The 15,771-nt window shown below is 53.9% G+C and carries 15 protein-coding genes; 10 read left to right on the top strand and 5 right to left on the bottom strand.

The window, feature by feature from the left end; translation table 11 throughout:
* Positions 1-379 precede the first annotated feature (379 nt).
* Together SK36_RS03050 and tctD are read right to left on the bottom strand one after the other, a co-directional pair.
* Positions 380-1,792: a sensor histidine kinase gene (locus tag SK36_RS03050; RefSeq protein WP_048220716.1), complete on the bottom strand. Its 1,413-nt coding sequence runs from the start codon at positions 1,790-1,792 to the stop codon at positions 380-382.
* Complete coding sequence (gene tctD / locus SK36_RS03045; RefSeq protein ID WP_048220715.1) at positions 1,779-2,453, bottom strand: transcriptional regulator TctD; 675 nt, start codon at positions 2,451-2,453, stop codon at positions 1,779-1,781. The genes SK36_RS03050 and tctD overlap by 14 nt, the downstream gene beginning before the upstream one ends.
* 153 nt (positions 2,454-2,606) lie before the next feature.
* On the opposite strand from tctD, the gene SK36_RS03040 reads away from it, so the two are divergent.
* The 3 genes from SK36_RS03040 to SK36_RS03030 are packed head-to-tail and all read left to right on the top strand — an operon-like array spanning position 2,607 to position 5,558.
* A complete protein-coding gene (locus SK36_RS03040; RefSeq protein ID WP_045446510.1) occupies positions 2,607-3,584 on the top strand; it encodes a Bug family tripartite tricarboxylate transporter substrate binding protein in 978 nt (325 codons plus the stop codon).
* Between the two features lie 14 nt (positions 3,585-3,598).
* Positions 3,599-4,033 carry a tripartite tricarboxylate transporter TctB family protein gene (locus SK36_RS03035; RefSeq protein WP_136345262.1) on the top strand — a complete coding sequence of 145 codons (435 nt, stop codon included), beginning with the start codon at positions 3,599-3,601 and terminating at the stop codon, positions 4,031-4,033.
* Between the two features lie 10 nt (positions 4,034-4,043).
* The gene (locus SK36_RS03030; protein ID WP_048220714.1) at positions 4,044-5,558 is read left to right on the top strand and encodes a tripartite tricarboxylate transporter permease; all 1,515 of its coding nucleotides are present in this window, start codon (positions 4,044-4,046) and stop codon (positions 5,556-5,558) included.
* 75 nt (positions 5,559-5,633) lie between these two features.
* On the opposite strand, the gene SK36_RS03025 is transcribed toward SK36_RS03030, so the two are convergent.
* Complete coding sequence (locus SK36_RS03025; RefSeq protein WP_045446514.1) at positions 5,634-6,530, bottom strand: LysR family transcriptional regulator; 897 nt, start codon at positions 6,528-6,530, stop codon at positions 5,634-5,636.
* 98 nt (positions 6,531-6,628) lie between these two features.
* Between SK36_RS03025 and SK36_RS03020 the strand changes: the two genes are divergently transcribed.
* The 7 genes from SK36_RS03020 (at position 6,629) to csiR (ending at position 14,850) form a co-directional block, all read left to right on the top strand.
* A complete protein-coding gene (locus tag SK36_RS03020) occupies positions 6,629-7,231 on the top strand; it encodes a short chain dehydrogenase (protein WP_048220713.1) in 603 nt (200 codons plus the stop codon).
* A gap of 261 nt (positions 7,232-7,492) precedes the next feature.
* Complete coding sequence (gene glaH / locus SK36_RS03015) at positions 7,493-8,470, top strand: glutarate dioxygenase GlaH (RefSeq protein ID WP_045446517.1); 978 nt, start codon at positions 7,493-7,495, stop codon at positions 8,468-8,470.
* Between the two features lie 19 nt (positions 8,471-8,489).
* Positions 8,490-9,758: an L-2-hydroxyglutarate oxidase gene (gene lhgO / locus SK36_RS03010; protein WP_048220712.1), complete on the top strand. Its 1,269-nt coding sequence runs from the start codon at positions 8,490-8,492 to the stop codon at positions 9,756-9,758.
* 23 nt (positions 9,759-9,781) lie between these two features.
* Positions 9,782-11,230 (top strand): NADP-dependent succinate-semialdehyde dehydrogenase, encoded by a 1,449-nt coding sequence (gene gabD / locus SK36_RS03005; protein ID WP_048220711.1) that lies wholly within the window; start codon positions 9,782-9,784, stop codon positions 11,228-11,230.
* A gap of 25 nt (positions 11,231-11,255) precedes the next feature.
* Positions 11,256-12,539: a 4-aminobutyrate--2-oxoglutarate transaminase gene (gabT, locus tag SK36_RS03000; protein WP_048220709.1), complete on the top strand. Its 1,284-nt coding sequence runs from the start codon at positions 11,256-11,258 to the stop codon at positions 12,537-12,539.
* A gap of 178 nt (positions 12,540-12,717) precedes the next feature.
* Positions 12,718-14,118 (top strand): GABA permease, encoded by a 1,401-nt coding sequence (gene gabP, locus SK36_RS02995; protein WP_045446526.1) that lies wholly within the window; start codon positions 12,718-12,720, stop codon positions 14,116-14,118.
* A gap of 45 nt (positions 14,119-14,163) precedes the next feature.
* A complete protein-coding gene (gene csiR / locus SK36_RS02990; RefSeq protein ID WP_045446529.1) occupies positions 14,164-14,850 on the top strand; it encodes a DNA-binding transcriptional regulator CsiR in 687 nt (228 codons plus the stop codon).
* Positions 14,851-14,862: 12 nt separating this feature from the next.
* Here csiR and lysM read toward each other — a convergent pair whose 3' ends face one another.
* Complete coding sequence (gene lysM, locus SK36_RS02985; protein ID WP_048220708.1) at positions 14,863-15,312, bottom strand: peptidoglycan-binding protein LysM; 450 nt, start codon at positions 15,310-15,312, stop codon at positions 14,863-14,865.
* Between the two features lie 97 nt (positions 15,313-15,409).
* On the bottom strand, positions 15,410-15,568 hold the full coding sequence (locus SK36_RS23255) for a YqaE/Pmp3 family membrane protein (RefSeq protein ID WP_045446535.1): 159 nt from the start codon (positions 15,566-15,568) through the stop codon (positions 15,410-15,412).
* Between the last annotated feature and the right edge of the window lie 203 nt (positions 15,569-15,771).

Genomic DNA, 15,771 nt, shown 5'->3' with positions numbered 1-15,771 from the left:
TATGTATTTATATGATTTTTAAGGTTATTAAAAATATCAGCACTTGATTATCATTATCAAAAAAATGATTATTAGCAACAAAGCGACTATTGACAGATAACAATCCATAGACTATGGAATACCCACTTATGTATGATAAATATCATCTGTTTTTCCTTTTTTGCCCACCATTACTGCTAAGTTAATGCTCAACACAGAGAGAGTTATAAAAATATTCTCCACACATCCATCCAATAAATAACAAAATAAAACCATTAAAATTCTAATTAATAATAAAGTTAATTAATTGGAATATATACCCAATAGATTTCGAGTGCATTGAGGCAGCTTGAAAGACCTGGGGTACAGACAGACGATAAACAGCATCTGTATCTCTTTCTTAGCACGATACGCTCAAAAACCGTACCCGTACGCTCAACCCTCCTAACGTCTCACTGCGAGACAGGTGTGGACGCGTATGGTGCAAACGCGCGATGTCATTCACCAGCGCCAGACCGATACCCGCTCCGGGAACATTGCCGACATTATCCAGGCGATGAAACGGCAACAGCGCCTGATGCATCCGATCATCATCAATACCGGGACCGCTGTCTTCAACCACCAGCACCACCGCTTCCCCTTCTCGTAGTAGTCTGGCAGTGACTATTTCCTGCGCTGGCGTATATTTCAGCGCGTTATCCAGTAGATTCCCGCACAGCTCACCAAGCAGAACCTCATCTCCTTCAATCCATACCGCGTCCTGTTCACCTTCATAACCCAGATCGATGGCTTTACTGCGCGCCTGCGCCAGACGAGTAAAACAGCTGGTTTGCACGACCTCATACAGATTGACCGGTGAAAAATGTCTTTCCCCCTGCTCCTTACGCTTTACCGCGGAAAGCTGCAGTAGCCTTTCTGTCAGTTGAATGGTGCTATCCAGCGTCGAACTCATCGCTTGTAAACTCTCATACCACTGCTGCGGCTGTGGGCTGGCGAGGGCTACCGCCGCCTGGGTTTTAAGCACTGCCAGCGGAGTTTTGAGCTGATGAGATGCATCTGCGCTAAAGCGTTCCTGACGCGAAATAAGCGCGCGTAGCCGGTCGATATAGCGGTTGAATGCCACAATCAGCAGACGGGTTTCCGACCATGGCAGCAGCTCCGGCAACGGCGTCAACAGCCCCGGTTCACGGCGCACCATCAATGATGACAGCTGGCGCATGGGGCGTAATACCCGACGAAGCAGCCAGCCGACCAGCACCAGCGTCAGTAACACCAGCAACCCTTGAGAAACCCATGAGGAAAATAGCAGTTGCCCCGCCAGATAGCGCCGCGATTGCAGCGTTTCAGCGACATAAATCTCCGCCATACCAACGATTCCCCCTTCGTTCACTGGCTGGAGAAGACGCGCCACGCGGATAGCCTCCCCGCGATACTCAGTGTGATAAAACCACGCCAGCGCCGGATAAAGCCGGGTGCGCGATGTAGCTGGCGGCATCGCAGGTAAATCGTCATAGCCGGAAATCACCTTCCCCGCCGGATCAACCACTTTGCAATACAGCCTGTCATTCATGTTCAGTTCAAAGCTGTCCAGCACCACCCATGGCACATTGACTTCGAGCTGTTTATTACGAACCACAAGTCGCTCAGACACCGTTCTGGCCGATGAGAGCAGCGTCCGGTCATACGCCTGCGTCGCTGCCTGTAGAGCGCTAACGTAGCTGTTAAACGCCGACAGTCCCCACAGCAGCAACAGCGGCAAGCCAAGAAACATTAATAACTGCAGGTACAGCGACTGGGGCTTAACCCACTTCATCACAGCACTCCAGCACATAACCCAGGCCGCGCAACGTCGCGATCCTCACATCGCTCCCCAGCAGTTTTTTACGCAGGCGATGGATATACAGTTCAATGCTTTCAGGGCTGACCTCATCGCTCAGACTGAAGACCTGTTCAAACAGTTGCTGGCGCGAAACCGGGCGTAATCGCCGGTACATCAGCACCGTCAGCAGCGCCTGTTCACGCGGCGTGAGCGCCAGCGGCTGCCCCTGCAACAGAAAATAGCCTTCATCATGAAATGCCAGTTCCCCCAGTTGCTGTATACCTTGCACCTGGCCTGCGCTGCGTCGCAGCAGTGCCCGCAGTCGCGCATCAAGTTCTTCAATTTCAAACGGCTTCGCCAGATAATCATCGGCCCCGACGTTCAGCCCCTTCACTCTGTCAGCCACTGCGCTACGCGCCGTCAGCAGCAGAACCGGGAGCGTCTGCCCGCGTTTGCGCAGTCGCTGAACGACTTCCAGACCATCCAGCCCCGGCATATTGATGTCCAGAACCGCCAACGCATACGTTTCGCTATGCAAGAGATGATCGGCGGCCTGCCCATCAAAGACGCAATCGACAGCAAAACCGTTTTGTACCAGCGCTTTCTCCAGCCAGTGAGCCAATTCACGGTTATCTTCCGCTAATAAGAGACGCATATCACATCCTGTAAAGTTTCTGCCGCATTGAAAGGGAATTGAAAGGTTAATGTTTTAACAATCATGCAACCGAACTGCTACACATCGGCTCACATAATCACAAAAATCTTCTTTCGTACCCGAAACTCCGGTCGCCCGGCGCGAGGATAAATAATGAAAAAACAATTACTTCGTACCCTTACTGCAAGCATGTTACTGATGAGTACCGCTGTTCTGGCTGAACAAGCCCCCTCACGCACTGAATGTATCGCTCCGGCGAAACCCGGCGGGGGATTCGACCTCACCTGTAAGCTGATTCAGGTGAGCATGATGGAAACGGGTGCTATCGAAAAACCGATGCGCGTGACCTACATGCCCGGCGGGGTGGGCGCGGTAGCCTATAACGCCATCGTCGCGCAACGCCCTGCCGAGGCGGGAACCGTGGTGGCCTTCTCTGGCGGCTCGCTGCTGAACCTGTCGCAGGGCAAGTTTGGTCGCTATGGCGTCGATGATGTGCGCTGGCTGGCAAGCGTGGGAACTGATTACGGCATGATTGCCGTACGCAACGACTCACCGTGGAAAACGCTGAAAGATCTGCTGACGGCCATGGAGAAAGATCCCAACAGCGTGGTGATTGGTGCTGGTGCTTCTATCGGCAGTCAGGACTGGATGAAGTCAGCGCTGCTGGCACAAAAAGCCAACGTCGATCCGCACAAGATGCGTTACGTGGCGTTTGAAGGCGGCGGCGAGCCGGTGACTGCGCTGATGGGAAATCATGTGCAGGTAGTGTCTGGGGATCTCAGCGAAATGGTGCCCTATCTCAGCGGCGACAAGATCCGTGTGCTGGCAGTGTTCTCTGACGAACGTCTGCCTGGCCAACTGGCAAATGTCCCTACAGCTAAAGAGCAGGGCTATGACCTCGTGTGGCCGATCATCCGTGGCTTCTACGTCGGACCAAAAGTCAGCGATGCTGAATATCGGTGGTGGGTTGAAGCATTTAACAAGCTCCAGCAGACCGATGAGTTTAAAAAGCAGCGCGAACTGCGCGGTCTGTTCGAATTCAACATGAGCGGCAAGCAGCTCGACGATTACGTGAAGAAGCAGGTCACCGATTATCGTGAGCAGGCGAAAGCCTTCGGCCTGGCTAAATAACCGCAGGGACATTGATGATGAGCGATCGTATTTTTGCGGGTATCTGGCTGTTGCTCTGTATCGCCGGGCTGTTCATAGCCTGGCAAATCAGCAGCGAATACAGTTATGAACCGGTTGGGCCGCGTCCCTTTCCACTTGGCATTATCAGCCTGATGCTCCTGTGCGCCGTGGCGCTGCTGTTGCGTCATCCGGACACCATCAGTTGGCCTCGCCGCCACGTGCTGCAAAAACTGCTCACGATGGTGATTGTTCTGTTGATGTACGCCTGGGGGTTTGAATGGCTGGGCTTTCCGATTGCCACCGCCATTCTCACCGTGGTGATTGGCATGTTGTTCGGTGCCACCATTCCGGCTGCGGGTATTTCTGGCTCTGTCCTCGGCATTCTTCTGTGGTATGCCTTCGATCGGCTGCTTGATGTCACCTTACCACTCGGCGCCTGGCTGGGTTAACGGAGAAACGATGGATACCTGGATATATCTTTCTCAAGGTTTTGCGGTGGCGATGACGCCGGAAAACCTGGTTATCGCCTTGATCGGCTGTTTTGTTGGCACCATCGTTGGGCTGCTGCCGGGCCTCGGGCCCATCAACGGCGTGGCGATCCTGCTGCCGCTGGCCTTCGCATTGCATCTGCCAGCAGAGTCTGCGCTGATCCTGCTGGCCACTGTTTATATCGGCTGTGAATACGGCGGGCGCATCTCCTCGATTCTGCTCAATGTTCCCGGCGATGCAGCCGCCATTATGACCGCGCTTGACGGCTATCCGATGGCGCAGCAAGGGCGCGGCGGCGTGGCGCTCTCTATCTCGGCGGTCAGCTCCTTTTTCGGCTCACTTATCGCTATCGGTGGCATCATTCTGTTTGCCCCGGCGTTAGCGCAATGGTCGCTGGCTTTCGGTCCGGCAGAATACTTTGCCTTAATGGTCTTCGCCATTGCCTGCCTCGGCAGCATGATGGCGCAAAACCCACTGAAATCATTTCTGGCAGCGCTAATCGGTCTCGGCCTTGCGACCGTCGGCGTAGATGCCAACACCGGGGTCTATCGCTTCACCTTTGACAGTGTCCATCTCTCTGATGGCGTGCAGTTTATCGTGGTGGTGATTGGGTTGTTCTCTGTGTCAGAAATACTGTTAATGCTGGAACATACCAGCAGTGGCCAGACGCTGGTGCGTAAAACAGGCCGCATGTTGTTTAACGCCAAAGAAGGTATGCAGTGTGTGGGCGCGACACTTCGCTCGTCGGTGATTGGCTTTTTTGTCGGTGTGCTACCAGGCGCCGGGGCGACCATCGCCAGCGCAATCACCTACATGACTGAGAAAAAACTCAGCGGTAACAGCGACAGCTTTGGTAAAGGGGATATTCGTGGCGTTGCCGCACCAGAAGCGGCGAACAACGCCTCGGCCTGCGGATCCTTTATTCCGATGTTGACGCTCGGTGTGCCTGGCTCCGGTACCACAGCGGTGATGATGGGTGCGCTGACGCTGTACAACATCGCGCCAGGCCCGGCCATGTTCACCGAGCAACCAGATATCGTCTGGGGGCTGATTGCAGCGCTGCTGATTGCTAACGTGATGCTGCTGGTGATGAACATTCCGCTGATAGGTTTGTTTACCCGCATGCTAACCATTCCGCTGTGGTTCCTGGTTCCGGCCATTGCCGCAGTCTCCGCAGTAGGCGTTTATGCAGTCCACAGTACCACTTTCGATCTGGTGCTGATGGTCGCCCTCGGCGTACTGGGCTACATACTGCGAAAAATGCACTTCCCGATGTCACCGTTGATTCTCGGGTTTGTACTGGGGGAAATGTTGGAGCAGAATCTGCGTCGCGCGCTGTCTATCAGTAATGGAAACATAGATATTCTGTGGGCAAGCGGGGTGGCAAAAGTACTGCTGGTACTGGCAGTGATGGTTATCGTGATCCCACCCGTGCTGCGTCTGATCCGTAAGCGCCACAACAAGCCGCAGGTGGACATCGGTTAGTAAAATGACGCGCCTTATCCGGCCTACGATTGATCGCCACTGTAGGCCGGATAAGCGCAGCGCCATCCGGCATTTTTATTTTGAGCGTAAACCCTGAGTTCCTGCCAGGACATGCTCGACAAACTGCGTCAGCTTTGGCAGCGGGCGTAAATCCTGCCGCCACAGCAGATGTATCGGGCGCGGTTCAGGTGTAAAGCCCTCCAGTACCCGAACCAACCTGCCACTTGTGAGTTCTTCGGCCAGTAAAACCTCGGGCTGCAACAGCAGACCCGCCCCTGCGACCGCCGCCATACGCAGGCCGTGGCCATCGTTACAACGCAGGATCGCATCGCGTTTCCATCTGACCTCCCCTTCCACGCCCGGCAGCTTCCATTCGTTGCGGGCCGTCCACACCGTGTGGGATAAACACAAATGATCCACCAGATCTGCCGGCGTTCGGGGCGTACCGTGACGGGCCAGATACTCCGGTGAGGCGCAGATCGCCATACGGTACGGACACAGGTATTTCGCCACTACATCAGTCTGATGAATATCACCAATCCGGATCGCCAGATCCACACCCTCATCTACCAGATCAACCATCCGGTTAGTCAGATCCAGTTCAAGACGTACCTCCGGCCAGGTCTGTAAAAAAGCAGCAGCCAAAGGCGATACCACACATGCGCCAAATGAGGTTGGTGCGCTGATGCGCAGCGTGCCAGCAGGTACCAGCCGCAAGCGCTCTACCGAGCTTTCAGCTATTGCCACCTGCTCCAATACTCGTCTGGCTTCTTCAAAGTAAACCCGCCCGGCATCGGTCAAACTCTGGCGACGGGTATTACGCTCCAGCAGACGCGTACCGAGCTGAACTTCAAGCTGGGCGATATATTTCCCCACCATTACCGCCGACATCTCCAGTCGCGTTGCCGCGCCGGTAAAGCTACCGCTCTCCACCACGGCGATAAATGTTTCCATGCCGCGCAACTTGTCCATATTACAAACCTCTGGTTAGCAATCATCTAACTTTTAGCCAGTTTATCTGATTTCATTTTCATTAAAGAATGGTGGCTCACACTATTCAGGAGGTGGTTATGAAAATCGTCGTTATTGGTGCCAGCGGCACAGTCGGTCGCGCAGTCACAGAAGTATTGAGCCGTACACATGACGTTGTTCGCGTGGGCCGCACACAGGGTGATTACCTGGTTGATATCACTTCTCAGGAGAGCGTGCAGGCGTTGTTTGAAAAAATCGGTCGGGTAGATGCGATCGTGTCCGCCACCGGCAACCTGTTCTTTGGTCCGTTGTCGACAATGACCGACAACGAGTTTAATCAGGGGTTGCAGGATAAGCTGTTAGGTCAGGTGCGGCTGGCATTAACCGGGCAACACTATCTGAATGATGGCGGTTCAATTACGCTTATCAGCGGCATCATCGCTCATGAGCCGATTGCGCAAGGGGCAAGCGCTGCAACCGTCAATGCCGGACTGGAAGGTTTTGTTCGCGCTGCTGCCTGCGAATTAGAGCGCGGAATTCGCATTAATCTGATCAGTCCCACCGTGCTGAGCGAATCCGCCGACGCTTACGATAGTTTCTTCCCTGGTTTTGAAAGCGTGCCCGCCACTACGGTGGCAAATGCTTTTCGCCGCAGCGTGGAAGGCATACAAACCGGTCGCGTCTATAAAGTCGGCTACTGATATTTTGCTGCCGCTGCATCCCTTATCAGCGGCAGCATTATTAACTCATTGTTTTAAAACATTCCCTTCTTGATTTTCTTCCCTGCATCACACTTACCCTCATCTTTTATATTGTTAAATAATTGTTGCTTTTGATCACAAATAATAAACAAAGCAGTCAATTTTGTGCGCACTTTTCAAAAATGTAGATATTTTTAATTTATGGCTACGAAACGAGCATCGCCATGTCTCCCTGACAATCTACTGAGAGGATCGATTCTGATGAACGCACTGACTGCCGTAAAACCGAACGCTGAAGATCCAGCCCAGCACTACAGCGGTTTCACGCTGAAACCATCAGCCCAGTCTCCACGCCTGCTGGAACTGACTTTCTCCGCCGAGACTACGGAGCAATTTCTGCAAGCTGTGGCACAGTGGCCGGTGCAGGCACTGGAATACAAATCTTTCTTGCGATTTAAAGTGAGCAAAATCCTCGACGATTTGTGCGGTAATCAGTTGCAGCCTCTGCTGCTGAAAACGCTGCTGGATCGTGCTGAAGGCGCACTACTGATCAACGCCGTGGGTGTTGATGACGTGGCGCAAGCAGAAGAGATGGTCAAGCTGGCAACGGCAGTCGCACATCTTATCGGACGCTCCAATTTTGATGCGATGAGCGGTCAGTACTATGCGCGTTTTGTGGTTAAAAACGTTGATAACTCAGACAGCTATCTGCGCCAGCCGCACCGTGTAATGGAGTTGCATAACGACGGAACCTACCTCGAAGAAATCACCGACTACGTGTTGATGATGAAGATCGACGAGCAGAACATGACCGGCGGTAATTCGCTGCTGCTGCACCTTGACGACTGGGAACATCTGGATCAGTACTTCACCCATCCGCTGGCACGCCGCGCTATGCGCTTCGCCGCACCACCAAGCAAAAACGTCAGCCAGGACGTGTTTCATCCGGTGTTTGACGTCGACCAACAGGGTCGCCCGGTGATGCGCTACATCGACCAGTTCGTCCAGCCAAAAGACTATGAAGAAGGTGTCTGGCTGAGCGATCTCTCAGACGCGCTGGAAACCAGCAAAAGCATCCTGTCTGTTCCGGTTTCAGTCGGCAAATTCCTGCTGATCAACAACCTGTTCTGGCTGCACGGTCGCGATCGTTTTACGTCGCATCCTGATCTGCGCCGTGAACTGATGCGCCAGCGTGGTTACTTTGCTTACTCCACCAACCACTACCAGACCCATCAGTAAGCGCGAAGGAAAATAGTGGATGTATGATTTTGTGATTATTGGCGGCGGCATTATCGGCATGTCGACCGCCATGCAGCTGATTGATGTCTATCCGGACGCCAGAATTGCGCTGCTGGAAAAAGAGTCCGGCCCGGCCTGTCACCAGACGGGCCACAATAGCGGCGTGATCCATGCCGGGGTTTATTACACCCCCGGCAGCCTGAAGGCACAGTTTTGCCTGGCCGGAAATCGTGCTACCAAAGCCTTTTGCGACCAAAACGACATCCGCTATGACGTCTGCGGAAAAATGCTGGTTGCCACCTCTGAACTGGAAATGGAGCGGATGCGCGCCTTATGGGATCGCACCGCCGCCAACGGCTTAGAACGCGAGTGGCTGAACGCTGAAGAACTGCGTGAGCGTGAGCCGAACATCACCGGACTGGGCGGTATTTTTGTCCCGTCGAGCGGGATTGTCAGCTACCGTGAAGTGACGGCTGCAATGGCGAAAATCTTTCAGGCCAGAGGCGGTGAGATTATTTACAACGCCGAAGTCAGCGCGCTGAAAGAACACGCTACAGGTGTAATCGTGCATACCCGCCAGGGTCAGGAATATGAGGGCGCGACGCTGATTACCTGCTCCGGCCTGATGGCTGACCGACTGGTGAAAATGCTTGGCGTCGACCCCGGCTTTATCATCTGCCCGTTTCGCGGTGAATACTTCCGTCTGGCGCCAGAGCATAACCAGATAGTCAACCATCTGATCTACCCCATTCCCGACCCGGCGATGCCGTTTCTTGGCGTTCATCTCACCCGCATGATTGACGGCAGCGTAACGGTAGGTCCCAACGCAGTACTGGCGTTTAAGCGTGAAGGTTATCGCAAACGCGATATTTCCCTCAGCGACACGCTGGAGATATTAGGTTCCTCCGGCATCCGCCGGGTGCTGCAAAATAACCTGCGTTCCGGCCTTAGTGAGATGAAAAACTCACTGTGCAAAAGCGGCTATCTGCGGCTGGTACAAAAGTACTGCCCGAGCCTGACGCAAAAAGATCTGCAGCCGTGGCCCGCGGGCGTACGTGCGCAGGCGGTATCGCCTGACGGTAAGTTGATCGACGACTTTCTGTTTGTCACCACGCCACGTTCAATTCATACCTGCAACGCCCCCTCTCCAGCCGCGACATCGGCAATCCCTATCGGTGCGCATATCGTCAGCAAGGTTCATGCGCTGCTGGAAAACCAGAACAATCCCGGACGCACGCTGCGTGCGGCACGTAGCGTGGAAACATTACACGCCGCATTCACTCGTTAAACATTTTATGACAGGAAGCAATCATGCAACTTAACGATCCAACCTTGTTTCGCCAGCAGGCATTGATCAACGGCCACTGGCGTGACGCCAACAGCGGCGAGACCATCGCGGTGACCAACCCCGCAAATGGTCAGCAGTTAGGTAGCGTACCGAAAATGGGTGCGGATGAAACCCGCGAGGCCATTGAAGCCGCTAACCGTGCACTGCCCGCGTGGCGGACGCTGACCGCCAAAGAGCGGGCGAATATTCTGCGCCGCTGGTTTAACCTGATGATTGAACATCAGGACGATCTCGCCCGCCTGATGACCCTCGAACAGGGGAAACCGCTGGCGGAAGCGAAAGGTGAAATCATCTATGCCGCCTCCTTTATTGAGTGGTTTGCCGAAGAGGGCAAACGTATCTACGGCGACACCATCCCAGGTCATCAGGCCGATAAGCGCCTGATCGTCATTAAGCAACCTATCGGCGTGACCGCCGCGATTACGCCGTGGAACTTCCCTTCGGCGATGATCACCCGCAAAGCCGGTCCGGCGCTGGCGGCAGGCTGCACGATGGTACTCAAACCGGCCAGCCAGACGCCTTACTCAGCGCTGGCGCTGGCGGAGCTGGCCAATCGCGCCGGGATCCCGGCGGGCGTATTCAGCGTCGTCACCGGCTCGGCTGGCGCAGTTGGCAACGAGCTGACCAGCAACCCGCTGGTACGCAAGCTGTCGTTTACCGGCTCTACCGAGATTGGTCGTCAGCTCATGCAGCAATGCGCTAAAGACATCAAAAAGGTGTCGCTGGAACTGGGCGGCAATGCGCCGTTTATCGTCTTTGACGATGCCGATCTCGATAAAGCGGTGGAAGGCGCGCTGGCATCGAAGTTTCGTAACGCCGGGCAGACCTGCGTCTGCGCCAACCGTCTGTATGTTCAGGACGGCGTGTATGAACGTTTTGCTGAGAAACTCCAGCAGGCCGTGAGCAAGCTGCACCTCGGCGACGGCCTGGAGCCCAACGTCACCACCGGGCCGCTGATTGATGAGAAAGCGGTTGCCAAAGTGCAGGAGCACATCGCAGATGCGCTGGAGAAAGGCGCTCGGGTTATCACGGGTGGCAAGGCGCATGCGCTGGGCGGCAACTTCTTCCAGCCCACCATTCTGGTGGAAGTACCTGACAACGCAAAGGTCGCCAAAGAAGAGACCTTCGGCCCGCTGGCTCCGCTATTTCGTTTTAAAGATGAGGCTGACGTCATCGCACAAGCCAACGATACCGAGTTTGGTCTGGCGGCTTACTTCTACGCCCGCGATTTAAGCCGCGTTTTCCGCGTCGGCGAAGCGCTGGAGTACGGCATCGTCGGGATTAACACCGGCATCATCTCCAACGAAGTCGCCCCATTCGGCGGAATTAAAGCTTCTGGCCTTGGTCGTGAAGGCTCTAAATACGGCATCGAAGATTACTTAGAAATCAAATATATGTGCATTGGCCTTTAATAAAACAAATACTGGAGAACACCTGATGAGCACCAATAAAGAACTTATGCAACGTCGCAGCAATGCCGTTCCTCGTGGCGTAGGACAGATCCACCCTATTTTTGCCGAACGCGCAGAAAACTGCCGGGTCTGGGACGTTGAAGGCCGCGAGTTCCTCGACTTTGCTGGCGGTATCGCGGTGCTGAATACCGGTCACCTGCATCCACAAATTGTCTCTGCGGTAGAAGCTCAGCTAAAAAAGCTGTCGCATACCTGCTTCCAGGTGCTGGCTTATGAGCCGTACCTGGAACTTTGCGAAATCATGAACAAGAAGGTGCCGGGCGATTTTGCTAAGAAAACGCTGCTGGTCACTACCGGCTCTGAAGCGGTGGAAAACGCGGTGAAAATTGCCCGAGCCGCCACCAAACGAACCGGCACCATCGCCTTTAGCGGCGCCTATCACGGTCGTACCCACTACACCCTGTCATTAACCGGGAAAGTCAATCCGTACTCTGCCGGAATGGGACTAATGCCGGGCCACGTTTATCGCGCACTGTATCCTTGCGCTCTGCACGGTATCAGCGAAGACGATGCTATCGCCAGCATCCATCGAATCTTTAAAAACGACGCCGCCCCGGAAGATGTCGCCGCCATCGTGATTGAGCCGGTACAGGGCGAAGGCGGTTTTTACGCCGCTTCCCCCGCCTTTATGCAACGCCTGCGCGCAATTTGTGATGAACACGGGATCATGCTGATTGCCGATGAAGTGCAAAGCGGCGCGGGCCGTACCGGCACGCTGTTTGCCATGGAGCAGATGGGCGTCGCGCCAGATATCACCACCTTCGCTAAATCCATCGCCGGTGGCTTCCCGCTGGCAGGTGTTACCGGACGCGCCGAAGTGATGGACGCCATCCCCCCAGGCGGTCTGGGTGGCACTTATGCCGGTAACCCGATTGCCTGTGCCGCTGCGCTGGCGGTGCTGAACATTTTCGAGCAGGAAAACCTGCTGCAAAAAGCCAATGAGCTGGGCAAGACCCTGCGTGATGGGCTGCTGGCAATCGCCGAAACACATCGCGAAATCGGTGATGTTCGCGGCCTGGGAGCGATGATTGCCATCGAACTGTTCGAAGACGGCGACCACAACAAGCCAGATGCCAAACTGACTGCTGAGATCGTTGCCCGGGCCCGTGATAAAGGGCTGATCCTGCTCTCCTGTGGGCCGTACTACAACGTACTACGTATCCTCGTGCCACTCACCATCGAAGATGCGCAAATCCGCCAGGGGCTGGACATTATCGCCCAGTGTTTTGATGAGGCGAAGCAGCACTAATTGCCGGATGGCGCAATCTGTAGGTCAGATAAGGCCTTTACGCCGCCATTCGACAAACAAGCAAAACAAAACGGATAAGGCCGTCCGGTAAAAATATCCAATAACAATTATACGCGTGCCCCGGCGCGGGAATGCCGGGGTGCTCTCCCAAGTGAAATACTTTCGAGAGGTTTAAAAGATGGGGCAAGTGTCACAATCACATGATTTAGGGGGCGGGCTGAAATCACGCCACGTCACCATGTTATCTATTGCCGGGGTTATCGGTGCAAGTCTGTTTGTAGGTTCAAGCGTAGCCATTGCAGAAGCAGGACCTGCGGTATTGCTGGCCTATCTGTTCGCCGGATTACTGGTGGTGATGATTATGCGTATGCTGGCCGAAATGGCCGTTGCCACCCCAGATACCGGTTCCTTTTCTACTTACGCCGACAAGGCTATCGGGCCGTGGGCTGGTTATACCATCGGCTGGCTGTACTGGTGGTTCTGGGTATTGGTGATCCCACTGGAAGCTAATATTGCCGCCATAATACTGCACTCATGGATCCCAGGCATTCCTGTCTGGCTGTTCTCGCTGGTTATCACGCTGGCGTTAACCGGCAGTAATTTGCTGAGCGTCAAAAATTACGGTGAGTTCGAGTTCTGGCTGGCGCTGTGCAAAGTGATTGCCATTCTGGCGTTTATCGCCCTGGGCGCGGCAGCGATTAGCGGTTTCTATCCCTACGCTGAGGTCAGTGGAATTTCACGGCTGTGGGATCACGGCGGCTTTATGCCTAACGGTTTTGGCGCGGTGCTCAGCGCGATGCTGATAACCATGTTCTCCTTTATGGGCGCGGAGATTGTTACCATTGCCGCCGCGGAGTCCGACACCCCGGATAAACACATCGTGCGCGCCACGAACTCGGTTATCTGGCGTATCTCTATTTTCTATCTGTGCTCAATTTTCGTGGTGGTGGCATTGATCCCGTGGAACATGCCGGGGCTTAAAGAGGTTGGCTCTTACCGCTCGGTGCTGGAATTACTGCACATCCCGCACGCGAAACTGATCATGGACTGCGTCATTTTACTGTCGGTAACCAGTTGTTTGAACTCTGCGCTGTATACGGCATCCAGGATGCTCTACTCCCTGAGCCGTCGTGGAGATGCCCCAGCTTTTATGGGCAAAACTAACCGTAGCAAAACACCTTATGTTGCGGTGCTGCTGTCAACTGGGGCTGCTTTCCTCACCGTGATCGTCAACTATTATGCGCCAGCAAAAGTGTTTAAGTTTCTGATCGACAGCTCTGGCGCCATCGCGCTGCTGGTCTATCTGGTGATTGCTATTTCCCAGCTCCGGATGCGCAAGATCCTGCTGGCACAAGGCGGTGAAATTAAGCTGAGAATGTGGCTCTATCCGTGGCTGACCTGGCTGGTCATCGCCTTTATTATCTTTGTATTAGTGGTGATGCTCTTTCGCCCGGCGCAACAGCTGGAGGTTATCTCAACCGGGCTGCTCGCCATCGGGATTATTTGCACCGTACCAATTATGTCACGCTGGAAAAAACTGCTATCGTGGCAAAAAGCACCCTTGCAAAATACGCATTAAATCCGTTCCCGGCACAGGCCGGGAAACCTTTTCAGGAGTATGACCATGACCGCCATTTCCCAACCGACGGCCATTGATGGGTACCGCTGGCTCAAAAACGACATCATCCGTGGTGTGTATCAGCCTGATGAAAAACTGCGAATGAGCCTGCTGACCTCGCGCTATGAACTGGGAGTCGGGCCGTTGCGCGAAGCGCTTTCGCAACTGGTGGCAGAACAGCTGGTCACGGTGGTCAATCAGAAAGGGTATCGTGTGGCATCGATGTCAGAGCAGGAGCTGCTCGATATTTTTGACGCCCGCGCTAATACGGAGGCAATGCTGGTGAGTCTGGCAATTGAGCGCGGGGACGACGCCTGGGAAGCAGAGATTCTGGCGCGGGCACATATGCTGAGCAAGCTTGAAGCTGTTGACGCCAGCGAGCAGATGCTGGATGAGTGGGATCAGCGACATCAGGCGTTTCACACGGCAATTGTTGCCGGGTGCGGTTCACACTATTTGCTGCAAATGCGCGAACGGTTGTTCGATCTCGCAGCACGCTACCGGTTTATCTGGCTGCGTAAAACGGTGCTATCCGTTGAAATGCTTGAAGATAAACACGATCAGCATCAGACGCTTACCGAAGCAATTATGGCGCGCGATGCAGAGCGCGCCAGCGAATTAATGCGCCAGCACCTGCTGACGCCAATTCCTATTATTCAGCAGGCCATGTCCGGAAAACTTCTGACGGAATAAACCTGTTCTTCTTTACTCTTCCGGAATACGTAAAACCTGCCCGGGATAGATTTTATCCGGGCTTTTCAGCATCGGTTTATTCGCCTCGAATATCTTATTGTACAGGTTAGCATTACCATAAACCTGTTTCGAAATAGCGCTCAGCGTGTCACCGGACTTCACCGTATAAAACTGACTTTCATTCGCCGGCGCAGAAGTTGTGACCTGGTCATCCACACTACCAATACCGGAGATATTACCGATCGCGATCAGAATTTTTTCTTTCGTTTCCTGGCTTAACCCATCTCCAGAAACGGTCGCCTTACCTTCGGCAATTTGGACGTTCACTTTATCTGCATCTGGAATACCGGTTTTACTCAGGTGTTCCTGCACCTTTTTCGCCAGTTCGTCACCACCATGATTTCCTGTGACCGCATCCCAGAGTTTTTCACCCGCATCTTTCACAAAATTGAAGAGACCCATATTCACCTCGGTTATTAACAATCAACACCAAGAAGTGTAGCAGAGGGGAAGGATCGATCAGGAAAGCGGCGCAGATGCGCCGCAATAGTGGAAAAGATTAGTTACGCGTCTGTACCCAGAATGCATGAATAAGACCGGGGATGTAACCCAGCAGTGTCAGTACGATATTGAGGATAAACGCCCAGCCAAATCCTTTCCCCAGCAGTACACCAAGAGGAGGCAAAATAATAGTTAAAACAATTCTCCAGAAACCCATACACACTCCATACAAGCAAAAAATTAATCATTGTGTATACCCAAAATAATTTGAGTTGCAGCCAGACGGCAAAAGAGTGAGTCCCGATGAGCTTGCTCTTGCAAGTGATTCGGGTGAGCGACAAATCTGTCAGAAACAGATTTGAGCGCTACGGAACAACCGCCCGTAAGGCGAGACTCATGGATGAGTCGTGTAACTCGTAG

Source organism: Citrobacter sp. MGH106 (assembly GCF_001037495.1).
Taxonomy (GTDB): Bacteria; Pseudomonadota; Gammaproteobacteria; order Enterobacterales; family Enterobacteriaceae; genus Citrobacter; species Citrobacter murliniae.
Note: the sequence above shows the minus strand (reverse complement) of the source record. Positions and strands in the feature narration are given on the sequence as shown.

Excerpts from the sequence above, each read along its gene's own strand:
- SK36_RS03030 (WP_048220714.1), top strand. The coding sequence starts at position 4,044 with ATGGATACCTGGATATATCTTTCTCAAGGTTTTGCGGTGGCGATGACG.
- SK36_RS03025 (WP_045446514.1), bottom strand. The coding sequence starts at position 6,530 with ATGGACAAGTTGCGCGGCATGGAAACATTTATCGCCGTGGTGGAGAGC.
- tctD (WP_048220715.1), bottom strand. The coding sequence starts at position 2,453 with ATGCGTCTCTTATTAGCGGAAGATAACCGTGAATTGGCTCACTGGCTG.
- gabD (WP_048220711.1), top strand. The coding sequence starts at position 9,782 with ATGCAACTTAACGATCCAACCTTGTTTCGCCAGCAGGCATTGATCAAC.
- SK36_RS23255 (WP_045446535.1), bottom strand. The coding sequence starts at position 15,568 with ATGGGTTTCTGGAGAATTGTTTTAACTATTATTTTGCCTCCTCTTGGT.
- lysM (WP_048220708.1), bottom strand. The coding sequence starts at position 15,312 with ATGGGTCTCTTCAATTTTGTGAAAGATGCGGGTGAAAAACTCTGGGAT.
- SK36_RS03020 (WP_048220713.1), top strand. The coding sequence starts at position 6,629 with ATGAAAATCGTCGTTATTGGTGCCAGCGGCACAGTCGGTCGCGCAGTC.
- gabP (WP_045446526.1), top strand. The coding sequence starts at position 12,718 with ATGGGGCAAGTGTCACAATCACATGATTTAGGGGGCGGGCTGAAATCA.
- gabT (WP_048220709.1), top strand. The coding sequence starts at position 11,256 with ATGAGCACCAATAAAGAACTTATGCAACGTCGCAGCAATGCCGTTCCT.
- SK36_RS03040 (WP_045446510.1), top strand. The coding sequence starts at position 2,607 with ATGAAAAAACAATTACTTCGTACCCTTACTGCAAGCATGTTACTGATG.
- SK36_RS03035 (WP_136345262.1), top strand. The coding sequence starts at position 3,599 with ATGATGAGCGATCGTATTTTTGCGGGTATCTGGCTGTTGCTCTGTATC.
- SK36_RS03050 (WP_048220716.1), bottom strand. The coding sequence starts at position 1,792 with ATGAAGTGGGTTAAGCCCCAGTCGCTGTACCTGCAGTTATTAATGTTT.
- csiR (WP_045446529.1), top strand. The coding sequence starts at position 14,164 with ATGACCGCCATTTCCCAACCGACGGCCATTGATGGGTACCGCTGGCTC.
- glaH (WP_045446517.1), top strand. The coding sequence starts at position 7,493 with ATGAACGCACTGACTGCCGTAAAACCGAACGCTGAAGATCCAGCCCAG.
- lhgO (WP_048220712.1), top strand. The coding sequence starts at position 8,490 with ATGTATGATTTTGTGATTATTGGCGGCGGCATTATCGGCATGTCGACC.